Annotated in this window: 25 protein-coding genes and 2 tRNA genes; 13 read left to right on the top strand and 14 right to left on the bottom strand. The window is 68.8% G+C overall.

What is annotated here, in order from left to right; translation table 11 throughout:
• Window positions 1-234 precede the first annotated feature (234 nt).
• Window positions 235-861 carry an alpha/beta family hydrolase gene (locus AB0M63_RS04510; protein ID WP_366018336.1) on the bottom strand — a complete coding sequence of 209 codons (627 nt, stop codon included), beginning with the start codon at window positions 859-861 and terminating at the stop codon, window positions 235-237.
• 1 nt (window position 862) lies between these two features.
• Window positions 863-1,678 carry an SOS response-associated peptidase gene (locus tag AB0M63_RS04505; RefSeq protein WP_355917587.1) on the bottom strand — a complete coding sequence of 272 codons (816 nt, stop codon included), beginning with the start codon at window positions 1,676-1,678 and terminating at the stop codon, window positions 863-865.
• Between the two features lie 50 nt (window positions 1,679-1,728).
• Here AB0M63_RS04505 and AB0M63_RS04500 point away from each other — a divergent pair, with 50 nt between their 5' ends.
• From AB0M63_RS04500 to AB0M63_RS04485, 4 genes are all read left to right on the top strand, one after another.
• Complete coding sequence (locus AB0M63_RS04500; RefSeq protein WP_366018335.1) at window positions 1,729-2,451, top strand: M50 family metallopeptidase; 723 nt, start codon at window positions 1,729-1,731, stop codon at window positions 2,449-2,451.
• Window positions 2,452-2,586: 135 nt separating this feature from the next.
• On the top strand, window positions 2,587-3,921 hold the full coding sequence (gene aroA / locus AB0M63_RS04495) for a 3-phosphoshikimate 1-carboxyvinyltransferase (protein ID WP_355917592.1): 1,335 nt from the start codon (window positions 2,587-2,589) through the stop codon (window positions 3,919-3,921).
• A gap of 12 nt (window positions 3,922-3,933) precedes the next feature.
• Window positions 3,934-4,944, top strand: coding sequence for a ribosome small subunit-dependent GTPase A (gene rsgA / locus AB0M63_RS04490; protein ID WP_355917595.1), 1,011 nt, complete (start codon window positions 3,934-3,936; stop codon window positions 4,942-4,944).
• Window positions 4,945-5,030: 86 nt separating this feature from the next.
• Window positions 5,031-5,354: a multidrug efflux SMR transporter gene (locus AB0M63_RS04485; protein ID WP_355917598.1), complete on the top strand. Its 324-nt coding sequence runs from the start codon at window positions 5,031-5,033 to the stop codon at window positions 5,352-5,354.
• Window positions 5,355-5,364: 10 nt separating this feature from the next.
• Here AB0M63_RS04485 and AB0M63_RS04480 read toward each other — a convergent pair whose 3' ends face one another.
• Window positions 5,365-5,970: a TetR/AcrR family transcriptional regulator gene (locus tag AB0M63_RS04480; RefSeq protein ID WP_366018334.1), complete on the bottom strand. Its 606-nt coding sequence runs from the start codon at window positions 5,968-5,970 to the stop codon at window positions 5,365-5,367.
• A gap of 227 nt (window positions 5,971-6,197) precedes the next feature.
• Between AB0M63_RS04480 and hisN the strand changes: the two genes are divergently transcribed.
• Window positions 6,198-6,998, top strand: coding sequence for a histidinol-phosphatase (gene hisN, locus AB0M63_RS04475; RefSeq protein WP_366018333.1), 801 nt, complete (start codon window positions 6,198-6,200; stop codon window positions 6,996-6,998).
• A gap of 120 nt (window positions 6,999-7,118) precedes the next feature.
• On the opposite strand, the gene AB0M63_RS04470 is transcribed toward hisN, so the two are convergent.
• The 3 genes from AB0M63_RS04470 to AB0M63_RS04460 form a co-directional block, all read right to left on the bottom strand.
• A complete protein-coding gene (locus AB0M63_RS04470) occupies window positions 7,119-7,793 on the bottom strand; it encodes a hypothetical protein (protein WP_366018332.1) in 675 nt (224 codons plus the stop codon).
• A gap of 8 nt (window positions 7,794-7,801) precedes the next feature.
• Window positions 7,802-8,401 carry a hypothetical protein gene (locus AB0M63_RS04465; protein WP_366018331.1) on the bottom strand — a complete coding sequence of 200 codons (600 nt, stop codon included), beginning with the start codon at window positions 8,399-8,401 and terminating at the stop codon, window positions 7,802-7,804.
• A 315-nt stretch (window positions 8,402-8,716) separates the two neighbouring features.
• Window positions 8,717-10,858 (bottom strand): tail fiber domain-containing protein, encoded by a 2,142-nt coding sequence (locus tag AB0M63_RS04460; protein ID WP_366018330.1) that lies wholly within the window; start codon window positions 10,856-10,858, stop codon window positions 8,717-8,719.
• 187 nt (window positions 10,859-11,045) lie between these two features.
• Here AB0M63_RS04460 and AB0M63_RS04455 point away from each other — a divergent pair, with 187 nt between their 5' ends.
• The 7 genes from AB0M63_RS04455 to AB0M63_RS04425 all read left to right on the top strand — a co-directional run bounded on the left by AB0M63_RS04455 (window position 11,046) and on the right by AB0M63_RS04425 (window position 15,966).
• The gene (locus AB0M63_RS04455; RefSeq protein WP_366018329.1) at window positions 11,046-11,309 is read left to right on the top strand and encodes a hypothetical protein; all 264 of its coding nucleotides are present in this window, start codon (window positions 11,046-11,048) and stop codon (window positions 11,307-11,309) included.
• Window positions 11,310-11,649: 340 nt separating this feature from the next.
• Window positions 11,650-11,826, top strand: a complete 177-nt coding sequence (locus AB0M63_RS04450) for a hypothetical protein (protein ID WP_366018328.1) — start codon at window positions 11,650-11,652, stop codon at window positions 11,824-11,826.
• Between the two features lie 289 nt (window positions 11,827-12,115).
• On the top strand, window positions 12,116-12,508 hold the full coding sequence (locus AB0M63_RS04445; protein WP_366018533.1) for a CBS domain-containing protein: 393 nt from the start codon (window positions 12,116-12,118) through the stop codon (window positions 12,506-12,508).
• A gap of 123 nt (window positions 12,509-12,631) precedes the next feature.
• The gene (locus AB0M63_RS04440; RefSeq protein WP_355917607.1) at window positions 12,632-13,048 is read left to right on the top strand and encodes a Fur family transcriptional regulator; all 417 of its coding nucleotides are present in this window, start codon (window positions 12,632-12,634) and stop codon (window positions 13,046-13,048) included.
• Between the two features lie 151 nt (window positions 13,049-13,199).
• A complete protein-coding gene (locus AB0M63_RS04435; protein WP_355917610.1) occupies window positions 13,200-13,967 on the top strand; it encodes an ABC transporter ATP-binding protein in 768 nt (255 codons plus the stop codon).
• On the top strand, window positions 13,964-14,827 hold the full coding sequence (locus AB0M63_RS04430) for an ABC transporter permease (protein WP_355917613.1): 864 nt from the start codon (window positions 13,964-13,966) through the stop codon (window positions 14,825-14,827). Before AB0M63_RS04435 ends, AB0M63_RS04430 begins: the two co-directional genes overlap by 4 nt.
• Window positions 14,824-15,966, top strand: coding sequence for an ABC transporter substrate-binding protein (locus AB0M63_RS04425; RefSeq protein WP_366018327.1), 1,143 nt, complete (start codon window positions 14,824-14,826; stop codon window positions 15,964-15,966). The genes AB0M63_RS04430 and AB0M63_RS04425 overlap by 4 nt, the downstream gene beginning before the upstream one ends.
• Before the next feature lie 49 nt (window positions 15,967-16,015).
• On the opposite strand, the gene AB0M63_RS04420 is transcribed toward AB0M63_RS04425, so the two are convergent.
• The 4 genes from AB0M63_RS04420 to AB0M63_RS04405 form a co-directional block, all read right to left on the bottom strand.
• Window positions 16,016-16,089: transfer RNA gene (locus AB0M63_RS04420), tRNA-Met, on the bottom strand.
• A gap of 98 nt (window positions 16,090-16,187) precedes the next feature.
• Window positions 16,188-18,008 carry a tetratricopeptide repeat protein gene (locus AB0M63_RS04415; protein ID WP_366018326.1) on the bottom strand — a complete coding sequence of 607 codons (1,821 nt, stop codon included), beginning with the start codon at window positions 18,006-18,008 and terminating at the stop codon, window positions 16,188-16,190.
• A 206-nt stretch (window positions 18,009-18,214) separates the two neighbouring features.
• Window positions 18,215-18,288 (bottom strand) — tRNA-Met (locus AB0M63_RS04410).
• Between the two features lie 44 nt (window positions 18,289-18,332).
• Entirely contained in the window at window positions 18,333-21,248 is a 2,916-nt protein-coding gene (locus tag AB0M63_RS04405; protein WP_355917716.1) for a UPF0182 family protein, read from the bottom strand.
• 174 nt (window positions 21,249-21,422) lie between these two features.
• On the opposite strand from AB0M63_RS04405, the gene AB0M63_RS04400 reads away from it, so the two are divergent.
• Window positions 21,423-21,965, top strand: coding sequence for a PPA1309 family protein (locus tag AB0M63_RS04400; protein ID WP_355917623.1), 543 nt, complete (start codon window positions 21,423-21,425; stop codon window positions 21,963-21,965).
• 72 nt (window positions 21,966-22,037) lie between these two features.
• On the opposite strand, the gene AB0M63_RS04395 is transcribed toward AB0M63_RS04400, so the two are convergent.
• The 4 genes from AB0M63_RS04395 to AB0M63_RS04380 all read right to left on the bottom strand — a co-directional run bounded on the left by AB0M63_RS04395 (window position 22,038) and on the right by AB0M63_RS04380 (window position 25,222).
• Window positions 22,038-23,135 carry a PDZ domain-containing protein gene (locus AB0M63_RS04395; protein WP_355917626.1) on the bottom strand — a complete coding sequence of 366 codons (1,098 nt, stop codon included), beginning with the start codon at window positions 23,133-23,135 and terminating at the stop codon, window positions 22,038-22,040.
• 53 nt (window positions 23,136-23,188) lie between these two features.
• Window positions 23,189-23,374, bottom strand: a complete 186-nt coding sequence (locus AB0M63_RS04390; RefSeq protein ID WP_355917722.1) for a hypothetical protein — start codon at window positions 23,372-23,374, stop codon at window positions 23,189-23,191.
• 139 nt (window positions 23,375-23,513) lie between these two features.
• The gene (locus tag AB0M63_RS04385; RefSeq protein WP_366018324.1) at window positions 23,514-23,975 is read right to left on the bottom strand and encodes a molybdenum cofactor biosynthesis protein MoaE; all 462 of its coding nucleotides are present in this window, start codon (window positions 23,973-23,975) and stop codon (window positions 23,514-23,516) included.
• Window positions 23,976-24,109: 134 nt separating this feature from the next.
• Entirely contained in the window at window positions 24,110-25,222 is a 1,113-nt protein-coding gene (locus tag AB0M63_RS04380; protein WP_355917631.1) for an SDR family oxidoreductase, read from the bottom strand.
• Window positions 25,223-25,342: the final 120 nt, after the last annotated feature.

Below are 25,342 nucleotides of genomic sequence, written 5' to 3'. Positions count from 1 at the left end.
CCGGGTGGCACCGAAGCCGATGCCACCAGAATCGGAGGATAGACGACGATCCGGTCCGCCCGCCGCCCCAATAGGGGTGGCCTTGGTCGCGTGCAGCACCGACCAGTCCAGGTCGGGACGGCTGCCACGGGCCGGGCAGAAGGTCGAACCCATGCGGCGGACTTCCTCTCTACGGCTCTGAACGTCTCTCTCTGTCCGCGTCAACAGTGGTAACGGGTTCAGCATTCCCGCCCCTTACCCCAGTGTTCGAGTCCACTCCACCACGCGCCCCGTGATGATCTCCAGGGCCTCCTCCTGACCGATCTCCGCCCGCTTCGGCACGGCGAAGCCATGGTCGCCGTACGGCACCTCGACGAGTTCGTGGCCGCCCGCCGGGAACTCGGCCGGTTTCCCGAACGGGTCGTTCCCGCCCTGTACGACGAGGGTGGGCACCCCGGCCCCGAGCAGTTCGGCGGCGCGGGACTTCTCGGGCCTGCCGGGCGGGTGCAGCGGGAAGCTCAGGGCGAGGACGGCGGCGGCGCCCAGCTCCGTCGCCGTACGACAGGCCACGCGGGCGCCCGCGCTCCGGCCGCCGGAGATCACCGGCAGGCCGGGTTTCGCGACCGCCGGCCAGATCCCCCGCCAGCCGGTGTCCAGTGTCTTCGGCGCGGGTGCCATCCTCTTCCCGGCCACCCGCCACGGCTGCTCGACCAGCGCGACGGTCACCCCGTGCGCGGGGAGCGCGGCGGCCAGGGCCTGGAGGTCCCGGGCCTCGATGCCGCCGCCTGCGCCATGACTGACGGCGAGGACGAGTCGGGCCTTCTTCGCCCGGTGCCAGGTGATGCGGGCCGGCCCCGCTTCGGTCTCGATGATCTCGCTCACATCAGAAGAGTGTGCCCTCCTCGGGCCCCTCCAGCTCCTTCAGCAGCTCCGGTCCGTTGTTGCGGACGTTGCTGACGGCCGTGGACACCGGGTAGGCACGCATCAGCCCGGCGGGCGGCGGGGCGAGCAGCTCGCGCAGTTCGTCGGGGTCGGTGCGGGCGGGGTCGAGCCAGGAGTCCCAGCGGTCCGGGGTGAGCATCAGGGGCATCCGGGGGTGGATGTCGGCCAGCGCGTGCGGTCCGTCGGCCGGGGCGACCGCCAGCGGGGTCGTCTCCGCCTCGGTGGTGATCACCGAGCAGGTGACCCACCAGGCGAGCGGATGGTCGTCGGGCAGGGTCCGGTCCCGCCAGAACTCGTACAGCCCGGCCATCGCGAAGACCGAGCCGTCGGCGGGCAGCACGAAGTACGGCTGCTTGCGCTGCCGCTTCTTCTTCCCCTCGACCTCCAGCTCCCGCTCGTCCTTGGCGGTGACCCACTCGTAGTAGCCGTCGGCGGGGATGATGCAGCGCCGGGCGGCGAAGGCGCGGCGGTACGACGGCTTCTCGTGCACGGTCTCCGCGCGCGCGTTGATCATCCGCGCGCCGCCCTCGGGGGTCTTCGACCAGCTCGGCACGAGTCCCCACTTGAGCCGGCGCAGTTGGCGAACCGGCTTCGGGCTGTCGGCGTCCTTAACTGGGCGGTCGAGGACCGCATAGACCTCTTTGGTCGGGGCCACGTTGTAGTCGGGGGCCAACGCCTCCTCGGGCTCCCACTTCTCGATCTCAAAGACTCCTGCGAGATCCTCGGGCCCACGACTCGCTGCATACCGTCCGCACATACGTGCAACACTGCCAGATTCGACGACACCCACGGGAGCCTCCGCCGCCAATGGACAGCACCGCAATCGCCTCCATACCCGCTCTCTGGGACGAGGTCTTCGGCAGCCAGCCCGACCCGGATCTGTGGGTGGTGATCGCCACCTTGGTCGCCGCGCTGGGCGTGGTCGTCCCGCACGGGGTGTGGCGCCTCTCCCGCAACGCCATCACCATCGCCCACGAGGGCGGGCACGGCCTGGTGGCCCTGCTGACCGGCCGTACCCTCACCGGCATCCGCCTGCACTCGGACACCAGCGGCCTCACCGTCAGCCGGGGCAAGCCGCACGGCCTCGGCATGATCCTCACCGCGGCCGCCGGATACACCGCTCCCCCGCTCCTGGGCCTGGGCGGCGCCGCGCTCCTGGGCGCCGGCCACATCACGCTCCTCCTGTGGCTGTCGACCCTCCTGCTGATCGCCATGCTGGTGATGATCCGCAACGCCTACGGCGCCCTCACGGTGATCCTCAGCGGCGCGGCCTTCCTCCTGGTCTCCTGGCTGACCGGTCCTCAGGTCCAGGCGGCCTTCGCGTACGCGGTGGTGTGGTTCCTGCTGCTGGGCGGCGTACGCCCGGCCTTCGAACTCCAGGCGAAGCGGTCGAGGGGCGGCGCGGGCGACTCGGACGCGGACCAACTGGCCCGGCTGACCCACGTACCGGCGGGCCTGTGGCTGTTCCTCTTCCACCTTGTGTCGCTGTGCTCGCTGATCGGCGGCGGCAGGTGGCTGCTGGAGTGGTGAGGCGGCGCGGGGCCGTCCCGATCCGCGGTTCCGCCGGGATGGGGGTCCCCCCGCTCGAGCGAAGCCGAGAGTGGGGGAACGACCGGCCACATCGGCGCGGCACCCGGGAGACGGCCTGCTTATACAGTGGGGCGCATGGCCCCGAACAACGACCAAACCGCCCTCTGGCCCGCCCCCACCGCCGCCGGAGCCGTCGACGCGACGGTCCATGTGCCCGGGTCCAAGTCGGTCACCAACCGCGCCCTCGTCCTCGCCGCCCTCGCGAGCGAACCCGGCTGGCTGCGCCGCCCCCTCCGCTCCCGCGACACCCTGCTGATGGCCGGTGCCCTGCGCGCGATGGGCGTGGGGATCGAGGAGGGCGTGGGCCCGGACGGCTCAGGCGAGTTCTGGCGGGTCATCCCCTCGGGCCTGCACGGCCCGGCCACCGTGGACGTGGGCAACGCGGGCACGGTGATGCGCTTCCTGCCGCCGGTCGCCGCGCTGGCCGACGGCCCCATCCGCTTCGACGGCGACCCCCGGTCGTACGAACGCCCCCTGCACGGTGTGATCGACGCGCTGCGCGTGCTCGGCGCCCGGATCGACGACGACGGCCGGGGCGCGCTGCCGCTGACCGTGCACGGCGGGGGCGCGCTCGACGGCGGGCCGGTGGAGATCGACGCCTCGTCCTCGTCCCAGTTCGTGTCCGCGCTGCTGCTGTCCGGACCCCGCTTCAACCAGGGCGTCGAGGTCCGGCACATCGGCTCCTCCCTCCCGTCGATGCCGCACATCCGGATGACGGTCGACATGCTGCGCGCGGTCGGCGCCCAGGTGGACACCCCGGAGTCGGGCGGCGAGCCCAATGTCTGGCGGGTGACACCGGGCGCGCTGCTGGGCCGGGACCTGACCGTGGAGCCGGATCTGTCGAACGCCCAGCCGTTCCTCGCTGCGGCGCTGGTGACCGGCGGCAAGGTCGTCGTACCGGACTGGCCGGCGCGCACCACCCAGCCCGGCGACCGGCTGCGGGAGATCTTCACCGAGATGGGCGGTTCCTGCGAACTCGCCGAGTACGGGCTGGAGTTCACCGGTTCGGGCGCGATCCACGGCATCGACGTGGACCTGGGCGAGGTCGGCGAACTGACCCCGGGCATCGCGGCCGTGGCCGCCCTCGCGGACTCCCCGTCCACCCTCCGCGGTGTCTCGCACCTCCGTCTGCACGAGACGGACCGGCTGGCAGCGCTCACCAAGGAGATCAACGAACTCGGCGGCGACGTGACCGAGACCGCCGACGGTCTGCACATCCGCCCGCGCCCCCTGCACGGCGGGGTCTTCCACACCTACGAGGACCACCGCATGGCCACCGCGGGCGCGATCATCGGCCTCGCGGTCGAGGGCGTGCGGATCGAGAACGTGGCGACGACGGCGAAGACCCTCCCGGACTTTCCCGACCTGTGGACCGGGATGCTCGGGAGCGACGGGGCGCACGGGGCGTAGGGGACTCACGCCATGCGTCGCTACGGCAAGAACACCGACGAGGACGACATCCGCCAGCGCCCGAACCGCAAGGGCAACCGGCCGCGCACCAACATCCGCCCCAAGCACGAGGAAGCGGTCGAGGGCATGGTCGTCACCGTCGACCGGGGTCGGCTGACCTGCCTCGTCGAGGACCGGGTCGTGATGGCGATCAAGGCCCGCGAACTGGGCCGGAAGGCCGCGGTGGTCGGCGACCAGGTGGCCATCATCGGCGACCTGTCCGGCGACAAGGACACCCTCGCCCGTATCGTCCGCATCGAGCCGCGCACCTCCGTACTGCGCCGCACGGCCGACGACGACGACCCGTACGAGCGGGTGGTCGTCGCCAACGCCGACCAGCTCGCCATCGTCACCGCCCTCGCCGACCCCGAGCCGCGCCCCCGCCTCATCGACCGCTGCCTGGTCGCGGCCTACGACGGCGGCCTGGAACCGCTGCTCGTCCTCACCAAGTCGGACCTGGCGTCCCCGGACCAACTCCTGGAGCTGTACGGCGCGTTGGGCGTCCCCTATGTCGTCACCAGCCGCGAGGAGCTGGAGAACGGCAGCGCGGTGGAGCGGGTCCGCAAGCAGTTGGACGGCAAGATCACCGCGTTCGTCGGGCACTCCGGCGTCGGCAAGACGACCCTCGTCAACGCCCTGGTGTCGTCGGACCGCCGACGCAGCACCGGCATCGTCAACGCCGTCACCGGCCGCGGCCGGCACACCACGACCTCGGCCCGCGCGATCCCGCTGCCCGACGACTCGGGCTGGGTCGTGGACACCCCGGGCGTCCGCTCCTTCGGCCTGCACCACGTGGACCCGTCCCGGGTCATCAAGGCCTTCCCCGACCTGGAGCCGGGCACGGCCGACTGCCCGCGCGCGTGCAGTCACGACGAGCCGGACTGCGCCCTGGACCAGTGGGTGGCCGACGGTCACGCCGACCCGCAGCGGCTCTATTCGCTACGGCGGCTGCTGGCCACCCGGGAGCGGACCGAGGGCGACTGATCACTCACCGACCACCGCGTGTTTGTGGGGACTCAAGTTCGGTAAGTGCATAATCGCACCGAGCCGGACAAACGGGAGGACAGCACATGGCGTGGCTGCTGGTTGTCGTGGCCGGAATTCTGGAGACCGGTTTCGCCGTGTGCCTGAAGCTGTCCCACGGCTTCACCCGGCTGTGGCCCACGGTCGCCTTCTGCACCTTCGCCCTGGGCAGCTTCGGCCTCCTCACCCTCTCCCTCAGGAAGCTGGACGTGGGCCCCGCCTACGCGGTGTGGACCGGCATCGGCGCGGCCGGCACCGCGATCTACGGCATGATCTTCCTCGGCGACCTGGTCTCGACCCTGAAGATCGTGTCGATCAGCTTCGTCATCATCGGCGTGATCGGCCTCCAACTGTCGGGCTCCGCACACTGACCACCGGTTGTTATTTGCTGGGCCCCAGCGCGCTGCGCACCAACTCCCCGACTCCGCCCTCGCCGGGCGGCGCCGACACACAGGACAGCGCCAGACGTACGACGAGCTCACAGGAGCGGGCCAGGTCTGCGGTGTCCGGCTTGGCCGCTCCAGGTCCGGCCAGTGCCGCAACCGCGCGATCGCGGACGACGGCCACGAAGTCGCAGGGCGAGGGCAGCGGTCCGTCGGCCCGGCGCTGTGCCGGCACGGCCGAGGAGGACGGCACGGCGGACAGGGTCGGCGAGGGCAGCCGTTCGCTCCAGCAGCCGGTGAGCATGGCACGTACCAGCGCGTTCTCGCGGGCCGCCGACGCGGTCCACTCGGCGGTCGCGGTCAGCCGGTCCCGGGCGTCGGCATGGGCGCCCAGCGCCCGGTCGACACCGACGAGATACCCGTCGGCCTCCCTTCTGACCAGGGCTCGCGCGAGCCCCTCCTTGCTGCCGAACTCGTTGTACAGCGTCTGCCGGGACACTCCGGCCGCGGCGGCCACGTCCACCATCCGTACGGTGGACCACGACCGACGTGCCAGCGCCGTATAGGCGGCGTCCAACAGGGATTCCCGCGCTGCAGGCATCATCCGCCTCCCGGGGACGAGCGGCTCTGCGCCCAGATTTGACGCGCACGGGAGCACTGTCAAGGGTTCGCGGCGGTGCCAGGGGGCGCACTTCGGCCATCGCGCGCGGGAGTTGAGGGGAGAGTGCCGCTCAGGGAAGGGAACATGACGGTCCCCCGCCTCCCGTCACCTCCCGTTCCGCCCACCGGACCCTGTAGCCCCGGCGCGACCGCTGAAGATACGGTTCACGCATGGCCGACTATCACGATGACCTGCGCCTCGCCCATGTCCTCGCGGACGCCGCCGACGCCGCGACGACCGCGCGGTTCAAGGCGCTCGATCTCAAGGTCGAGACCAAGCCGGACATGACTCCGGTCACCGAGGCGGACAAGGCCGCAGAGGAGCTTCTCCGCGGCCATCTCCAGCGCGCCCGCCCGCGCGACGCGGTCCTCGGCGAGGAGTACGGCATCGAGGGCACCGGTCCCCGCCGCTGGGTGATCGACCCGATCGACGGCACCAAGAACTACGTACGCGGCGTCCCGGTGTGGGCCACGCTGATCTCCCTGACGGAGGCGTCGGAGGGCGGCTTCCAGCCCGTCGTCGGCCTGGTCTCCGCGCCCGCCCTGGGCCGCCGCTGGTGGGCCGCGAAGGGCCACGGCGCCTACACCGGCCGCAGCCTCTCCTCCGCCTCCCGCCTGCGCGTCTCCCAGGTCTCGAAGCTTTCGGACGCCTCCTTCGCCTACTCCTCCCTCACCGGCTGGGAGGACCAGGGCCGCCTCGGCGGCTTCCTCGACCTGACCCGCGAGGTGTGGCGCACGCGCGCGTACGGCGACTTCTGGCCCTACATGATGGTCGCCGAGGGCTCGGTCGACATCTGCGCCGAACCGGAACTCTCCCTGTGGGACATGGCCGCCAACGCGATCATCGTCACCGAGGCCGGCGGCACCTTCACCGGCCTCGACGGCCGCCCGGGCCCGCACAGCGGCAACGCGGCGGCGTCGAACGGGATCCTGCATGACGAGTTCCTGGGGTACCTCAACATGCGCTACTGAGCTGGTTTACGGTCTGACCTGGTCCTTTCCCCACCGACGACTGCGATCAATACAACGTCGCCGCATGAACCACAGGCCAACGAGTCCGCAGAATCTATGCGCTGGCCCAGCCGATTCGGTTCACGCACCCGTGAGTTCGTAGGACGTCGCCTCAGCGAGAACTTGGCGCAACTCCACCTCAGCTTTTGCATTATCAGGTTCCCACTCAACTACCCAAACAGGAAACCCTTTTGCGCGCATCTCATAGGCACGCTTGACCAACCGGCCACCCGGCGTACGGTCCATAATCAAGAGCCCAACCGAATTGCCATACCCACGATCTCGCAGTCGCACCATATACTCACGCAACTGCTCAATCGCCGTTGTGTTTTCTACAGATTTCCTTGACCTATCGACCGTATAGTGCTTGACCTCCGCAAAGAGGAATCGGTCTGGCAGGAAGAAAGCTAGATCGACTCTCGCATCGGGGTCGATGAGCAATTGAGAGTGAGTCTCTCCATTCCATTCGGGTGCGATCTTACGCAGGGAGTCAGCCAACGCATCTCGGACGGACTCCTCGAAACGAGCCGAAGTCACCCACGTTCCGGGGGGGCCATGCTCCTCAGCGCTGCGAGTGACCTCCAAAGCCCGCAGAGGGAAGGGCAACGTCTCAGTCGCGCCGTCGCCTACGTTGACCTCCACGAGGACCCGTCGACCACTGCCCTCACCGTAAGCCCCTACGACTGTCCCTTCGACGGTATCGAGCCCCCACGGAACCGCGATGGACTCACCGACCACGTATTCACGATCAGTCATGTCATCCCTCACCACGGTCGCGAGACGCCAAGTAGCGCACTCAGTGACAGGCTAACAACATCGTCCATCAACGTGGCGATATCATCCAGCATTGTATGCCAATTTTGAAGGGTTGGCGCATCAAGTGCATACCCTTTCGAATTCAAGCTATACATTTTAGCCGTATCGTCATGTGCTACAGCATTGCGCATTTCATTGAACTTCGCCAACTCTTCGGGCCACGCGCCAGCACGCCCATCAGCCACCTGCATGGCCTGCCAGAAAATGAAGCCGAATCGCGAATAGTCCTGGCTGATGGATTTACTTTGAGCATTGCCCGAGTCCAGGCCCCTGGCTCTAGTAAGGAGCTTTCGAAGAGTGCTTTCTAGATCCAGGTTCCCTTGGGCGGCCGTGGAAGCGAAGAACTCGCTCGCTTCGTCGTGCAGTGCGCGACAGAAACCTTGAAACTCCGTAGCCATTCGTTGAAGCACTACCGCTAAAGCCTGCTCGACCTCCCAGCCCGAGCCAGCCGGAGAGGGCGCGGCCACCTGCATCGAGTGCATCTGCCAAGCCAGATCGATGCTTGCCGCACGCTTAGCGTTCCAATCAGCCAAGGCAACAGAGGTCACCCTCCGCAGAGTACTCGGGCAGAAGCTAGCCCGACCCTCATCCGCACACTCGCCCCCAGGGAACCCGGGAGCCGGGCCGTCTGCGGGCCGTTCGACAGCGACCGAGGACGGCCGGCAACAACCAAAGACGACCGTGACCGCGCAGCTCCCCGGTGGGATGCGAAGTGATCCCGCACCCCACCAGAGGGACGGTTCAATGCCTGCGTGTCTCTCTCCATGGCCATGCTCCTCGTACGGCGCCTCGCAAGGACCGGAGGCCAGCGGCGTTCATGAAGGATCACGAAGAAACATAACTCGGGTGCTGCCGCCCAGGTGTCAGTCTCCGCGCCTGACATCGAGCCGGGCTCGGAGGTCGTTCAATTCGGACTCCAAGCTCCGGACAACGCGGTGAAGGGCCTGTATGGCGACGATGGAGACACCGTTGACGTCGACGAGGTGGATGCTGCGGTCGTCAGGTCCGAGTCCGAGCGCCGCGTACCAGTCCTGGGCCATGGGGCCGAGATGCCGGACGTCTTCGTCGCCCCGGTAGCTCCAGGTACTCACCGGCATCGAGGTGACCGCTTGCAAGATCGCGAACCCATTCGCCTCCCGGCCAGCGGGGTCCTGTTCACCGTCCGAAGAAGTGGCGGCTCGGTCGCCGTCCTTTGACTGAGAGGACCAACTGACCGGTTCGACAAGGCATTTGAGTGCGCGATCACTTCCACCCCCGCCACCCTCGCTGCCACCACCGCCGGTGCGGTATTCCGGCCGCTGGAACAGCCGGAACGACTGCTGCTGCGGTGCCGCAAGGTGCACTTTGCTCCGCAACCGCGCCTCGATCTCCTTCAGGACCTCCTCGCCTGCGATCGTCTCCGGGTGGTCGTCCCCCAGCACCCTCCGCAGTGAGTGGACAACGTCGACGCAATCCGAAAGGGCTGTCTCTGGGCTGATACTTGTGCCCAGCGTGGCGATGACCAGGTTCATCCGGACACGGAGCGTCTCAGGATGGTCGTCTCCCAGTGCCCGGCCCAGCTGCCGGGCGAGGTCCGAGAACGTCTGCATGACAGGCTCAGGGCCCTCGATGGAGGCACGGACCACCGCGTGGTTCGACGCCGTCTGGAGAGTGAAGGGATGCGCGTGCCCGTAGCGCCGCTCCATGCGCTCCAAGACGTCGGAGAGTGCGGTGAGGGCGGCTTCCTGATCGACATCGATCAGGAAGAGCGCCTCTACCTCGGCCGCCTGGATACTGAGAGGGTGATCGGGCCCCAGGAGCGACTCGCACCGTTCGCGTGCGGTGGCGACCGCGGGAAGTGCCTGCGCAGCCAAATTGCACTGCTGAGTCCAGTAGGCCAGAGAAATACGGAGCCACATGCTGGTGGGATGGCCTGGCCGCAGGGCCGTGTCGGCCCGGTCCGCGATTTGCTCGAACAGACCACGCGCCTCATCAGGATCGCCTGCTCGCCCCGCGGCCCACGCGTGCGCGCCTCCCGCCTGAAGCGCTGCGGGGTGATCGGCCCCGAATGTCTCGGTCACGGACGGCAGCAGTTCAGTCAGCTCGGCGTACGCGTGTACCCAGTTTCCCGAACGGCCTCCCGTACGTGCCATCCCCCAGCGGGCGAGAAGCCAGATGTACGGGTCCCGGTCCGGGCGCCCATACTCGAAGCTGGCTGTCGCGATATAGAGCCGGTTTGCCTCACGCCATCGGCCCATATGCCCTGTCCACAGTGCCTCGCGCAACGCGGCCAACCGGCTGAGAATGTGATCGTCGCTCAGGTGACGAAGACAGTCGGCGCGCAGTTGCTGAGTGAGCGTCAGTGCGACTCGGAGATGACCCGCCTGGCCGGTCCAGTAGGCGAGCGCGTGCCGCGCCGCGAGGGTCCTCGGGCTGCCCTCGCCCAGCTCCGCCGTCGCGCCGGCGACCAGCCGCTCGGCCGCTTCCTTCGCCAATTGGGGTTCGTTGGCGATGCCGAGCCCGGCGACGGCCTGGGACAACGCCCTCAGCCGGTCCTGCCCAACAGGCCAGTTCGTGAACTCCCGCGACGACCCATGTGCGAAAACGGCATCGGCTGCTCCGTCCCAACCACCGATCCAGCTATCTGGTGACAACCTGCGCTCGATCCCCTCGGCCAGCCCCGTCTCGGACCACCGTGAAGCATTTTGGTCGTCGCATCGCTGCCAGCGCCTCTGCCAGTCGTCGTAGTCGACGGTGAGGGGGCGACCGTTTGCCTCGGCCAGAAACTCGACGCACCGGAGCAAGTTGTCAATGGGGGCCCAGTTTCCGTTGCCGACTCGAGCGTCGACATTCCTCAGATAGCCATAGAGGGTTTCGCGTTTGATCAACGTGAACGACGGCGGAACCTCTGTGTCAGGTTTCGGGCTCGGCGGACTGTGGGCCGCCTTCAGCATCTGGCCGGGGCTGACGCCGCCTTCGTCCATGAGCCGGACGAGCGCCATCCGGAACTGCCGCCACGTCTCCACGGTGCCCTCTCGACGAAGCCAGTCCGGGACATATGTCCATGGTGTCCGGGCACTCCGGGCACTGTCCAGCGGAATCACGGAATCAGCGGCCCGATCCCGGACGTCCGGGAATCGACGGCTCCCCTGTATTCCGCGCTGCACTTGACTCGTTCGCCTTGCGGGTTTCGACGCGGTATCGGGAGGTCCCGTGTTTTCTGTTGTGCTGCACACGTTGGAAGGTTCGCCGCTTCTCGGCGTCCTGGCCTTCGTAGCTCTCGTCGGCTTGATGCTGCTCCGGCAACTGCTCCTGTTCGCCGGCTTCAAGCGGGCGCTGAACAGGTCGCGCCACGATGACGCGCACGTCTCCCTGTTCGCTGCGTTCTCCGCCGCTTTGTCCCCCAGCCTCGGGAGGAGGTCCCGGCGAAGCGAAGCCGACCCAGAGAACTCGGCAACGGAGGACAGCCTGCCGTGACGCGTGTCCATCCCGCTGGCACGCCTCTAGAGATCCTTGATGGCTGGGGTTACATCGGTTGGAGGTCGAGCCCGATCCTGGCGATTAGGCCCTCGATGAGGCCAGTGAACGGCAGAGGCAGACGGATCGACGCGGCAACCTGGTTTACCATCCGGTGGGGTCTGGGAACAGTCTCGTTCCGCCCCTTCGGCCTGGTCATCGGCGACCTCAAGAGCTGGACCACGTGTGCCCGAATGAGCGCCTCGCCCCAGACCTCGCCCAGCACCCTAGGAGAAGCGGGCTGCACCACAAGTGCATTAGAACCAGCAGGGCACAGCGGGGAATCACGGTGAAATCAACCATGCCCGACGATGCCGAATCTCAACCGTTCGACCAGGTCAGCCCCCGAATCGCCCGCAAATGCGCGCAGCTTCCCAAGCCGATGCCCGGCGACGCGCCGGGCATTCCTGCGGCGGCCTCGCTGGGCCGTCTACGGGCCGTCCGAGGCTGGCCAACGACGACCGCCAACGACCAGTGACGATCGCAACCGTGCAGCTCGTCGGCGAGATGGGATGTGACCCAGCACCCCACCGACGACCGCGATCAATACATGCGCTACTGAGCCCCACGAGACGCCCGCCCACGCCCCCAACCAGCCCCCCGCGCCCCCTTGTTGACCCGTGCTTTACCTGCGACTCTGAGAGTCCCCCCACTTGTGAACTTGTGAATCCGGTAACTAGCGAAGCCTCGGCCGGCAACCGACGGACCCGAGGTCCGTGAACCGACACGGATTCCCTAGGAGGTGGCCTCACCCCATGCTGCATCCCATCCTGGTCCGCGACGCCATGAGCACGGTGGTTCTCACCATCGGCCCCGCCCACACCCTCCGCCAGGCAGCCGCCCTGATGTCCTCGCGCCATGTCGGCGCGGCCGTCGTCCTCGATCCCGACGCCGGCGGCATCGGCATCCTCACCGAACGGGACATCCTCAACTCCATCGGCCGGGGCCAGGACCCGGACACCGAGCGCGCCCACGCCCACACCACCACCGACGTCGTGTTCGCCACCCCGGACTGGACGCTGGAGGACGCGGCGAGCGCGATGGCTCACGGCGGCTTCCGTCACCTCATCGTCCTCGACCGCGCCGAGCCCGCGGGCATCGTCTCGGTCCGCGACATCATCCGCTGCTGGGCACCCGCACGACAGCAGGTCCCCGCCTGAGCAGTGACCTGAACAGTGACCTGAGCAGCGACCCGAACAGTGATTGGATCCAGTCCAAGTCCAGCAGCCCTCCAAAGTCACACCTATTCGTGAACTGGTCACGTTGCTGTTAGGCTGGCCTGCATGAGTGACCTTCTGGAGCGGCTGCGCGGACGCGGATGGCGGATGACCGCACAGCGACGCGTCGTGGCCGAAGTACTCGACGGCGACCATGTGCACCTGACCGCCGACGAGGTCCACTCCCGCGCCGTGGCCAAGCTCCCGGAGATCTCCCGGGCGACGGTCTACAACACGCTCGGCGAGCTGGTCTCCCTCGGCGAGGTCCTCGAAGTCGCCACCGACAAGCGAGCCAAGCGCTACGACCCGAACGCGCACAGCCCGCACCACCACCTGGTCTGCGCCCAGTGCGGCCAGATCCGGGACGTCCACCCGGGCGGCAACCCCCTCGCCGACCTCCCCGACTCGGAGCGCTTCGGCTTCACGGTCTCGGACGTCGAGGTGACGTACCGCGGGCTCTGTCCGAACTGCGCTAGCGCCTAGCAAGTCCCTTCGCAGGCCCCGGTATCCGTTCGACACGGATGCCGGGGCTTTGTGCTGCGTACGGCCTTCCCGAATCTGACGGTCCGTCATATCGTCGTCCGGCACCCCCCACCCGTGCAGACGGACGTACCGCACTCCGCAAGGAGCAACCGTGGGAGACCCGCACCCAAAACTCCACGCCACCCAACTGACCCGCACCTTCGGCCGCGCCCCGCACCAGGTCCGCGCCCTCGGCCCGCTCGAACTCGCCATCGCCCCGGGCGAGTTCGTCTGCCTGGTCGGCCCGTCCGGCTGCGGCAAGTCCACCCTCCTGCGCATCGCCGCGGGCCTGCTGCGCCCCAGTACGGGCACCCTGGAGATCCGCACGTCCAGCCCGCGCCCGGCGGCCATGATCTTCCAGGACTACGGCATCTACGACTGGAAGTCGGTCCGCGCGAACGTCCGCTTCGGCCTGGACGTCCAGCGCGTACCGCGCCGCGAGGCGAACGCGCGCGCCGACGAGTGGCTGGCCCGGATGGGCCTCGCCGACTTCGCACACGCCTACCCGGCGACCCTCTCCGGAGGTATGCGCCAGCGCGTCGCCATCGCCCGCGCACTCGCCGTAGAACCCGAACTCCTGCTGATGGACGAGCCGTTCGCCGCCCTGGACGCCCAGCTCCGCACGATCCTCCAGGACGAACTCCTGGAGATCACCCAGACCTTGCGCACCACCACCCTCTTCATCACGCACAGCCTGGAGGAGGCGCTGGTCCTCGGCGACCGTGTGCTGGTGATGTCCGCCCGCCCGGGCCGGATCATCGCCGAACACCGCCCGCCGTTCCCGCGCCCGCGCACCGGCGACATCCGTGACACCCCCGAATTCACCGCCCTGAAGAGCGAGTTGTGGGAGCTGCTACGGAAGGAGGCGGTGCCCGCATGACCACGATCGCCCCCGGCCGCGAGGAACCGGTCCTGGTCCGCCGCCCCGGCCCGCACGAACTCCATCCGGTAAGCACCCACCGCCGTCGGCGCGCGCTGGAACTCTCGCTCGCCGTCGCCGTACCCCTCGTCCTGATCATGTGGTGGCAACTGGCCGCCACCCAGGGCTGGATCGACCCCCGCGTCTACCCGGCTCCGTCCACGATCTTCTCCGACGGCTGGGACCGGGCCGCCGCCGGAGACCTGTGGCCGGACGTGTGGGCCACCACCAAGCGCGTCCTGGGCGGCTATGCGATCGGCACGGCGGCCGGTTACGCGCTGGGCCTGCTGATGGGTTCCCTCTCGCTCGTCCGGGCCGCGCTGGAACCGCTGTTGGACGCCTTGTACGTCGTACCGAAACTGGCCCTGCTGCCGATCTTCCTGAACATGTTCGGCCTGGGCGAGGGCCCGCAGGTGGCGCTGGTGGCCGCCACGGTCTTCTTCTTCGTGTGGATCTCGACGATGTCCGCCGTCCTCGCGATCCCCTCCGGCCACCGGGACGCGGGCATGGTCTTCGGCGCCGGACCGTGGCAGATGTTCCGCCATGTCCTCCTGCCCGCCTCGCTCCCCGCGGTCCTGGTCGGCGCGCGGATCGCGGCGGGCGTGGCCGTCCTGGTCATCGTCGCCTCGGAACAGATCGCCGCGACGAACGGCCTGGGCCATCTGATCTTCGACTCCCGCGCGCTGTTCGAGAACGACGTGATGTTCGTCGGCATCGTGTGCGTCGCGGTCCTGGGGGTCGTCTTCTCCGAACTGGTGCGTGTGGCAGGCCGGTTGCTCACCCCGTGGGCACCGAGGGACCGAGGACGGGGGCAGTCATGAGAAGGCGTGCGTACGGTGTGGTGGTCGTCGTGGCCGCTCTGGTGGCGTCGGCGGGCTGCTCGTCCAAGTACGCGGACGACAAAGGGGCTTCGGGCGCGACCGTAGGCAACCGCACCATCAAACCCGTGGACGGCTGCGGCAAGTCGTCCTGGACCGACCCGGCGGACCTCTCCCCCACCCGCGTCCCGGCCCGCTGCCAGCCGCTCGCCCCCTCCGCCCAACCCCTCCCGAAGACGCGGAAGTTGACGATCGCGACCGGAACCCTGAGCGCGGAGTACGTCGCCCCGCTCGAAGTCGCCCTGGACAAGGGCGAGTTCAAGAAGGAGGGCCTGGACGTCACACTCAAGGTGCTGCCGACCCCGGACGCGCTCCCGCTGCTGGCCAAGGGGGACATCGACGCGATGTGGGCCGCTCCGGAGGCGGCCGTCATGAACGGCATCCAGGGCGGCTTCGACATCAAGTGGGTCGCCGGGAACTTCTCGCCCGACCCCAAGTCGAAGAGCGGCCTGTGGGTGAAGCTGAAGAACGGCGAGGCGGCGGCGGACGTCCGGATGGCGAGCCGCAGGATGGGCACGATGATCGGCAAGGGCTCGGTGATCGCGTACCCCATGGAGAAGGCCCTCGCGAACCACGGCGGCGGCCTCGACAAGATCCAGTACCAGCAGCTGGGTTCAGCCGACGTCCTCACCGCCCTCCAGAACGGCGGCGTCGACTCCGCCTGGCTCCTGGACCCGGTCTGGCGCAAGGTCGACGGCAACCCGCGGTACGCCTTCCTGGGCGGCCAGCCCCTCGGCGAGCCCCTGGGCGGCATGCTCTACGGCCGCACGCTCCTGCACGACGACGTGGACGCCGGGGTGGCCCTGCTGCGGGCCTACATCCGCACGGTGGACACGTACTTCGCGAACGACTACAAGAGCGACCCGAGCTTCGTCGCCTACCTCGCGAAACTCCTGAAGACGGACGAGGCGGTCCTGAAGTCGACCCCGTCGCTCACCATGGACTGGGAGATCCGCGCGGGTACGACGACACGGTTGCAGGCCGCGTACAAGGCGGCGGGCGTGTCGAAGGGGGCCGCGCTGCCTGAGTCCCGGACGGTCGACCGGTCGCTGTACGAGGAGGCGGTGGGGCATCAGCCGTAGACACAGCTGAGGGCCGGAACCCTTTCGGATTCCGGCCCTCGGCCTTCAGTAGCGGGGACAGGATTTGAACCTGCGACCTCTGGGTTATGAGCCCAGCGAGCTACCGAGCTGCTCCACCCCGCGTCGATGAATGCAACGTTACGTCAGGGACGCGGGAAGAAGCAAATCGTTTAACAGTGCAGGTCAGCGGCCTTCATTTCGACGGCCGGGACCGTCCGACATCACGCGGTCAGTTCCTGCCGCAGCGCGTCCCGCAACCGAGCCGCACGCTCAGAAACCTCCCCCGGCCCGAGCGTCACCGCCCGGTCGGCCCACCGCTGCCCCTCGGCCAGCTCCCCGCGACGCGCGTAAACCAGGGCCAGTCGCAGTGCCGCCCGCCCGTGCCCCGCGTCGGCGGCCCGTGCCCACCACACCGCGGCCTCCGGCTCGCTGCCCTCGCGGGCCAGCAGCAGCCCGAGGTTGAAGGCACCGTTGCGGGAACCGGCCTCGGCCGCCTCGCGGTACCAGCGGGCCGCCTCGACGACATCGCCGCGCGCGGCGGCCAGCATCCCGACCCGCACCTGGGCGCGCCGGTGGCCCTGCGAGGCCGCCCGCTCGTACCACTCCTCGCACTCGGTCTTCTCGTGCACCTGCTCGCCCAACTCGTGGGCGGGCGTGGGCGGTCGCCGCGCGTCGAGCACCGAGGCCAGCCGGTACGCCGCCTCCGCGCTCCCGCCACCGGCGGCGCAGCGCAGATGCCGCTCGGCCTCCCGCTCGTCGCCGTCCCGCAGCCGGGCGATGCCGACCTGCAACGCCGCTTCGGTGTGCCCGGCGGCCGCCGCCCGCTCGTACCAGGGCAGCGCCACGGCCTCCTCGCCGCGCCCGGCGAAGAGGATCCCGAGGTTGAAGGCGGCGTCCACGCTGCCGGCCTCGGCGGCCTTGGAGAACCACGGCTCGGCACCGGTCGCGTCGCCGCCCTGGAGCAGCAGCACGGCCAGCGCGTTCGCCGCCTCACGGTGTCCGGCGTAGGCCGCCCGTCGGTACCACTGCTCGGCCTGCGCGGTGCGCGTCTGCTCGGCGCAGAGCAGGCCGAGGTTGTACGCGCCGTTCTCGTCACCGGCGTCCATCGCGGCCCGGTACCACCGCTCGGCGGTCTGCGTCTCGCCGCGCTCGGCGTGCAGCGCGCCCAGCGCGTTGGCCGCGTTGCCGTCGCCGTCCTGGGCGGCGCGCAGCCACCACACGGCGGCGCTCTCGGTGTCACCGGCGTCGCGCAGCAGGAAGCCGAGGGCGCAGGCGGCGCGGGCCTCCCCGTCCTTGGCGGAGGTCAGGTACCAGCGCCCGGCCTCCTTCAACTCGCCCCGCTTCTCCAGGATCGACCCGAGTTGCAGCGCGGCCCGCTGGTGTCCGCGCGCGGCGGCCTGCCGGTACCACTGCTCGGACTCGCCCCCGGCGGGCACGTCGACACCGTTGTCAGCGCTGCTCTCGCCCTCCTGCGCCTCCTGTGCCGCTTTGTGATCAAGAGCGCGCGCCAGCCGGTACGCGGCCTCGCGGTGCCCGCGCTCGGCGGCGGAGCGCATCCACCGCTCGGCCGCGGTGTCCCCGCGGTGTTCCAGCAGGTCGGCGAGGGCGTACGCGCCCAGCGCGTGGCCCTGTTCGGCGGACTGACGCAGCCAGTACTCGGCGGCGGGCTCGTCACCGTGCTCGCGGTGGTAGCGGCCGAGCGCGTGCGCGGCGGCGGCGGAGCCGGCCACCGCGGCGATCCGCCACCATCCGGCGGCCTCGTCGGTGTATCCGCGCTGGTGCAGAAGGACACCCAGGTTGTTGGCCGCGGCCCGGTCGCCCTCGGCGGTGGCGGCACGCAGCAGGGGCTCGGCTCCGTCGAGATCACCGCGGCGCAGCAGTATGGCTCCGAGGACACTCGTCGCCTCGACGTCGCCGGCCTGCGCGGCGAGCCGTGTGCGTGCCTCGTCGACAGCCTCCCCGTCCCCGGTTTCGTCCCGGTCGGAAGGCTGCACAAAACGCCCTGTATCCAACAGAGTTGCCTTGTCCCCCATAACGTCCATCGTCGCACCACCTGCAACCTGGGTACACCTGGTATACCGCAGCCAGTGAGGTCTCTACAGCGTTTTGTCGACATGCCCACAGAGAGACAAGCGAAACACGGTTTCACCAAGTCCCCTCGGCGGCACGGCCGTCACCCTTGTCGGCACATGCGTTCGCACAGCGCGAAGGCCCGGATCCTTGAAAGGATCCGGGCCTTCGCGATCAGTAGCGGGGACAGGATTTGAACCTGCGACCTCTGGGTTATGAGCCCAGCGAGCTACCGAGCTGCTCCACCCCGCGCCGTTGTGTTGCAACCGTACCACGGGCGTGAGGTGGGCTTTTCCCTATCCGCTACTGGGGCTGGCGCTCGGACTCGGACTACTGCTCGGACTCGCGCTGCTCTTGCTCTTGCCGGCCGCGGCCTGCGCGTCCTCCGCCCGCTTCAGCGCGGCCTGGAGATCCTTCTGCGCCTCGCCGTACGCCTCCCAGTCACCCTTCTTCAGGGCTTCCTGCCCTGCGTCAAAGGCCTTCTGGGCATCGGTCAGGGCCTGTTGGACCGTGGGGTTGCTGGATGTCGGCGGACTGGTGCTCTCGTCCGGTGGCGTGGTCGTCGAACTCTCGGCCCCGAACACCTTGTTGAGACCCTCGTCCAGTGTGTCCTCGAAGGCGGTCTTGCCTCCGTAGGCCACCAACACCTTGCGCAGGAGCGGGTACTTGAGTCCACCACCGCGTACGTAGACGGGCTCCACGTAGAGCAGTCCCCCGTCGAGCGGCACTGTCAGCAGGTTGCCGTACTCGATGTCGGAGTCGCCACCCTTGAGCAGCTTGATGGACTCGGCGATGTCCTGTTCGGAGTTGAAGGCGCTCTGCACCTGTTTAGGCCCGCCGACGGTCGTACTGGTCGGCAGCTTCAGGATTCTGATCTTGCCGTAATCAGGCGTGCCGGCCTCGGAGTCGACGGCCATGAAGGCGCTGAGGTTGTCTCTGCCGTTCGGTGTGAACGTCGTCGTCAGCGAGAACGCCTGCGCGGACTGGTCCGGCATCTTCATGCTCAGGTAGTACGGCGGCACCGCGCTGCCCGACTTGTTGGTCGGGTCGTCCGGCACCTGCCACACCTCGCTGCCGCTGAGGAACGTCTGCGCGTCCGTCACGTGGTAGCGGGTGAGCAGCTCGCGCTGGACCTTGAACAGGTCCTGCGGATACCGGAGATGGGCCATCAGCGAGGACGAGATGTCGGCCTTGGGCTTGACCGTGCCCGGGAACGCCTTCATCCACGTCTTCAGGACCGGGTCCTCGGTGTCCCACTGGTAGAGCTTGACCTGACCGGTGTACGCGTCGACGGTCGCCTTCACCGAGTTGCGGATGTAGTTGACCTGGTTCTGCTGGGCCACCACCGCGCGGTTGTTGTTGGAGGCGGTCAGCGAGTCGGCCGTGGTGTCACCGAGGGTCGTCCGCGAGGCGTACGGGTATCCGTTGCTCGTCGTGTACGCGTCCACGATCCACTGGATACGGCCGTCCACGACCGCCGGATAGGCGTCGCCGTCGATGGTCAGCCAGGGCGCCACCGCCTCGACGCGCTCCTTGGGCGTGCGGTTGTACAGAATCCGCGAACCCTCGCCGATGGCACCGGAGTAGAGCATCTGCGGCTCGTTGAACGCCACCGCGTACGCGGCCCGGTTGAGCGGGTTGGAGAGGCTGACCCCGCTCTTGCCCTTGTAGCTGGTGGTCTTCTCGCCGCTGTCGTCGGAGTAGTCGATCTCCTTCTGGGGACCGCCGACGATCGAGTACGTGGTGGTCTTCTCGCCGTAGTAGATCTGCTGCTCGTACGTGCCGAGGTCGCCCGTGGACGGCAGATCGGACTCGGTGAAGACCGGGCGGCCCTCGGAGTCGGCCTCCGTGCCCTTGGCGGCGACGACGCCGTAACCATGGGTGTAGCGGAAGTGGTCGTTGATCCAGTTGTTCTTCGGAATGCCGTTGAGGTTCAGCTCACGCAGACCGATGACCGTGTCCTGGTCCTTGCCGTCCTTGGTGTAGCGGTCGACATCCAGGTTGGTCGGGAACGCGTAGTAGTTCCTGATCTGCTGGAGCTGCTGGAAGGTGGGCGAGACGATGTTCGGGTCCACGATGCGGATGCTCGCCGTGGAGTCGACGTCGGAGCGCAGCTTGGCCTTGTCCTTGGTGGTGCTCGTCCCCGAGTACTCCGTGACCTTGGTGTCGTCGATGCCGTAGGCCTCGCGCGTCGCCTTGAGGTTCTTCTGGACGTACGGGGCTTCCTTGGCCTGTTCGTTGGGCTGGACCGTGAACTTCTGGACGATCGCCGGGTACAGGCCGCCGATGAGGATCGCGGAGAGCACCATCAGGCCGAAGCCGATGACGGGGAGCTGCCAGGTGCGCCGCCACAGGGTGGCGAAGAACAGCAGCGCGCAGATGACGGCGATGCAGAACAGGATCGTCTTGGCCGGCAGATACGCGTTCGCGTCGACGTACCTGAGGCCCGTCCAGTCACCTGTCGCCTTGAAGTCGCTTGATTTGACCGCGAGTCCGTACCGGTCGAGCCAGTAGGCGACCGCCTTGAGGGCGACGAAGATGCCGAGCAGCACCGACAGATGTCCGGTGGCGGCGGCCGTGGCACGCGCGCCCGGGCTGGTGATGCGCAGGCCGCCGTACAGGTAGTGGGTCAGCGCGGCGGCGAGCAGCGAGAGGATCGCGGCGGCGAAGCCGAAGCCGAGCAGGAAGCGGTACCAGGGCAGGTCGAAGGCGTAGAAGGAGACGTCGAGATGGAACTGCGGGTCCTTCTGGTGGAAGGGCACGCCATTGACCCACATGAGCCAGACCCGCCACTGGCTGGACGCCGAGGCGCCCGCGATCAGCCCGACGAGGGCGGTGATCGCCAGCAGCAGCCACTTCTTGTACGGCGCGATGCCCATGCGGTAGCGGTCGAGGCTCTGCTGCTCCATCGACATGGCGCTGAGCGGCGGGCGCAGTCGGTGCGCCAGCCAGATGTTCACGCCGACCGCGGCCGCCATCAGCAGGCCGAAGACGAAGAAGAGCCCGATCTTGGTCGACAGGGTGGTGGTGAACACGGACGAGTAATGCACCGACCGGTACCAGAGCCAGTCCGTCCAGAAGCCCGCGAACATCGTGAACGCCATGCCGAGTACGGCAAGGACGCCCAGTGTCATGAGCAAAGTCCGGACACGCCGGGACGGGCGGCCCACTCTGATCCGCGGCCCTGTCGGGCCTCCGCCGCGGTCCGGCATCTGGAAAGCCAAGGTGCGCACCTCGAAGTTCGCTGTTGGTCGCTGTCGTTGCGTCAGGTCCCCGGGTTCGCGGACCCTCCGTAGCCCCACGTGATCGCGGGCCCACACCTATGCAACTTACTCACCGTTTACTCGGTTCCCGATTCCGGCCATGAACGAGGCAGGATTGTGACCATGTCCAACACTCCCATGGCAGCGAACCCCCTCACCCGGGCCGTGCTCGAGATCGACGAGTACGCCTCCGGCCTCGGCTGGGACCAGCCCGCTCGCCTCTTCGCCCTCGTAGACACCGCGCGACTGCGGGCCCAGGAACCCGGCCTGGCGGCCCAACTCGGCCTGCGGGACGAGCCCGAGACCTCCGGTCTCACCCCGATCGAGCAGGAGGAGATCCCGGCCGGCAAGCCGCTGGACGAATTCCTCGGCACGATCGCCTGGCCCGACGCGGTGGTCGGCTGCGCGCTCACCGTCGAGCGGCTGATGCTGCCGCCGTCCGCCGAGGCCTCCGTCCCGGACGGGCTGAGCGAGAAGAAGCTCACCCAGTGGGTCGCCCAGCACCCGGACCGCCAGGAGGTCCGCATGACGGTCGCGGTCCTGCGCGACGGCACCCGCGACTCGGCCCTGCGGCTGCGCGAGAAGGACTCCCCCACGGAGGTCCTCACGGGCGGCGCCCTGGTCCCGGGTCTCGCCGAGGCCCTGTCGGCGACCTTCGAGGACTGACGACCTCCTTGGGTACGGCTCCGGGGGCGCCCTCTGGTCGAGGGCGCCCCCGGAGTCGTACTCAGGACCTGTTCAGCTCTTGGTGGAGCACTTCGGCAGGTCGTCGGTCTTGCCGCTGTTGATCAGCTTAAGAGAGCTGATCGCGTCCTTGATGGTGTTCACCTTGACGAGCTGGAGGCCACTGGGGGTGTCCTTGGCGGCTTCCGCGCAGTTCTCGGCGGGGGTCAGGAAGTACTTGGCGCCCTTGCTGCGCGCGCCGACCGTCTTCATGGAGATGCCGCCGATCGGGCCGACCTTGCCGTCGTCGTCGATGGTGCCGGTGCCGGCCACGAACTTGCCGCCGGTGAGGTCGCCCGGGGTGAGCTTGTCGTAGATGCCGAGCGCGAACATCAGGCCGGCGCTCGGTCCGCCGACGTCCGCGAGCTTGATGTCGATGGTGAACGGGAACGTGTGATCGGTCCCGGCCGAGATGCCGACGATGGCGCGCTTGGCGCCGGTGTCGTCGGAGGTCGCGGTGGTGATCGTGATCTTCTGGGTCGCGGTCGCCGTCTTGTTGGCCTTCACGGCGGCGGCCTGCTCCTTGGCGGGCACGATCGTGAACACGACGTTCTCGCCGGGCTTGTGCTTGGTCACCAGCTTCGCGACGTCGTCGGGCTGCTTCACCGTCGTACCGTCCACGGCCTTGATCACGTCACCGGCGTGCAGCTTGCCCTCGGCCGGGGAGTCCTTGACGACCGTCGAGACGATCACCCAGGACGTCACCGGGATGCCGAGCTGGTCCAGGGCGGCGACCTTGGCGCTCTCCTGGGACTGGCTGAACTCCTCGGCGTTCTCCTGGGTCGACTGCTGCTCCGTCTTGCCGTCGGGGTACAGCGTGTCGTGCGGGACGACCTTGTCGTCGTGGGCGAGCCAGCCGTACACGGCCTCGACGAGGTTCATGTTGTAGTCGGCGCTGGTGACCCGGACCGTCGTCATGTTCAGGTGACCGGTCGTCGGGTAGGTCTTGCGCCCGTTGATCTGCAGTACCGGCTCGCCGTCGTGGTTCCCGAGCGTGTTCACCGTCGGGCCCGGTGACATCTCCGCGTACGGGACTTTGATGAAGACTCCCGCGCACAGGAGCGCGATCAGCATCAGGGTGGAGGCGAGCATCGTCGCGGTGCGGCGTGGCATGGCACGACAGTACGGGACGCTTCTGTCAGCGCACCGTCAGGGCCGACTTCCGATCACATGCCCGAGTGGGACTTCTCCATGGCCTCGCGGAAGCGGGCGTAGCCGTCCAGCTCCGGGCCGTCGCTGCGTATCTTGCGGGTTCTGTTGGCCCAACTCCCCCACAGACCTGCGCCGATCGCGGCCATCAGCGGAATCAGCAACCAGGCGAGCGCCGCCATGCCGACCTCCCAACCCCACATGAGTCACCGCAACTGACTGATCAGCACATTAACCAGCCCCACTGACAACGCTCATGGCAGGGGGGCGGTTACGCAACCGGAGGGCGGGTGAGAAGTCGATCAGGGTCGGGTGAGAAGTCGGTGAGCGGCCATCAGGTCGTCAGCAGGCGCCGACCCACTCCTCGGTGCCGTCCGAGAACCTCTGGTGCTTCCAGATCGGCACCTCGTGCTTGAGATCGTCGATCAGCTTCCGGCAGGCCTCGAAGGCCTCGCCCCGGTGCGGGCACGACACGGCGACGACGACCGCCAGGTCCCCGATCCCGAGCTCCCCCACCCGGTGGACGGCGGCCAGCGCCCGTACCGGGTAGTCCGCGACGACCTTCTCGGCGACGCGTCGCATCTCGGCCTCGGCACTGGGATGGCAGGAGTACCCCAGCCGGTCGACGTCGGCACCGCCGTCGTGGTCGCGGACGGTCCCGACGAACAACGCCGTCCCACCGGCCGCGTCGTCCCCGACGGCCCGGAAGACCTCGTCCACGGAGAGGGGCGTCTCCCGGATCCCGATCAGCTTGACGGGATCCTGCGCGGCCTGCTCACCGGGATGGTCGATCGTGGATGCCATGGCTCCATCGTGCCCCACCCCGACGACAGCTCGGAATAGCACGTTCGCCCGGCACGCGCGCGTGCCTGTTTGGAGCGTCCTACAGGGGTGGGCTTTCCAGGGGTGTCCTAGGGGGACCTACGGGGGCGCGCCCCTCAGATCCGGCGCCGGGCCTTCCGCGCCCGTCGTACGACCGCCGCCGCGCCCAGCAGCGCGACCGTCGCGCCCGCGGCACCGGCCGCCGTCGCGTCCTTGCGGCCGAGCCGCCGCCCGACGACGGTGTGCCGTCCGGAGACCTCCTCCAGCAGCTCCGCGAGCACTTCCTCGTTGGTCCACTGCGGCCGCCAGCCCGCGTCGTGCAGCCGGCTCCCGCTCACCACCCAGGGGTACATCGTGTACGCCAGGTCGCCGGCCGGGGACGGGGTGAGTCCGATGCGGTGCAGCCGGGCGGCGGCGCCGAGCGCGACCGCCGACGGCAGCTCCATGCGCCGGATGCCGCTCAGCTCCTCGACCTCCTCCTGCTCCAGCCATCCGTCGCAGCCGACGGCCAGTTCCCCGTCGACCTTCTCCAGGACCGCGTACTCCAGCGCGCTGCACAGGTCCTCGACGTGGCAGAACTGCCAAGCGGGCCGCGACCCGGCCACCACGAGCAGCCGGGGCGACTCGAAGTACCTGGTCAGCGCGGTGTCGGTGCCGCCGACGAGCACTCCGGGGCGGACGACGGTGACATTGAGCCCGGGGTGCGCGCGGGGCGCGCGCCGCGCGAGCCGCTCGACCTCCAGGAGGTCGCCCACCCCGGTGGCCTCGGCAGTGGCGCGCAGCTCGGCGTCCTCCGACAGCGGCAGCTCGTTGTCGGGCAGCGCTCCGTAGACCATTGCCGAGGTGCACAGCACGACCCGGTGGACACCCGCCGCCGCGGCGGCCGTCAGCACGGTCTGCGTCCCCCGCACGTTGTACGCCGAACGGGCGGCCGGGTCCGTCTCCAGATCGAGGTCCAGTGCCAGGTGTACGACGACGTCCGCGCCGCGCAGCTTCTCCGCGATGGCCGGATCCCGTACGTCGAGGATGTGCCACTGGGCCGCCGCGCACTCGCCGCGCCGCTCGTCGATGGCGATGACCTGCTTGATCTCCTCGGAGGCGGCGAGCCGCTCGGTCAGGAGCGCCCCGATCCCGGACGCGGCGCCGGTGACCGCGACGACGGGCCCGCGCACGGCGGGACTGGTTGAGTGGTTTCGCGCTGCGCGAACCTGCGGATCTGGGGAACTCACCGGGCGTCTCCAGCGGTTGTCTTCAGTACGGACGCGCGTGACGCGTCCGGACCAGGTGGCATCCATCCTGCCGCAGGCCAGGTCTCGGCGAAGCACCGAGGCCCGATCGGCCCGCGGTGT

Source organism: Streptomyces sp. NPDC051576 (assembly GCF_040681835.1).
In the GTDB taxonomy this organism is placed as follows: Bacteria; Actinomycetota; Actinomycetes; order Streptomycetales; family Streptomycetaceae; genus Streptomyces.
Note: the sequence above shows the minus strand (reverse complement) of the source record. Positions and strands in the feature narration are given on the sequence as shown.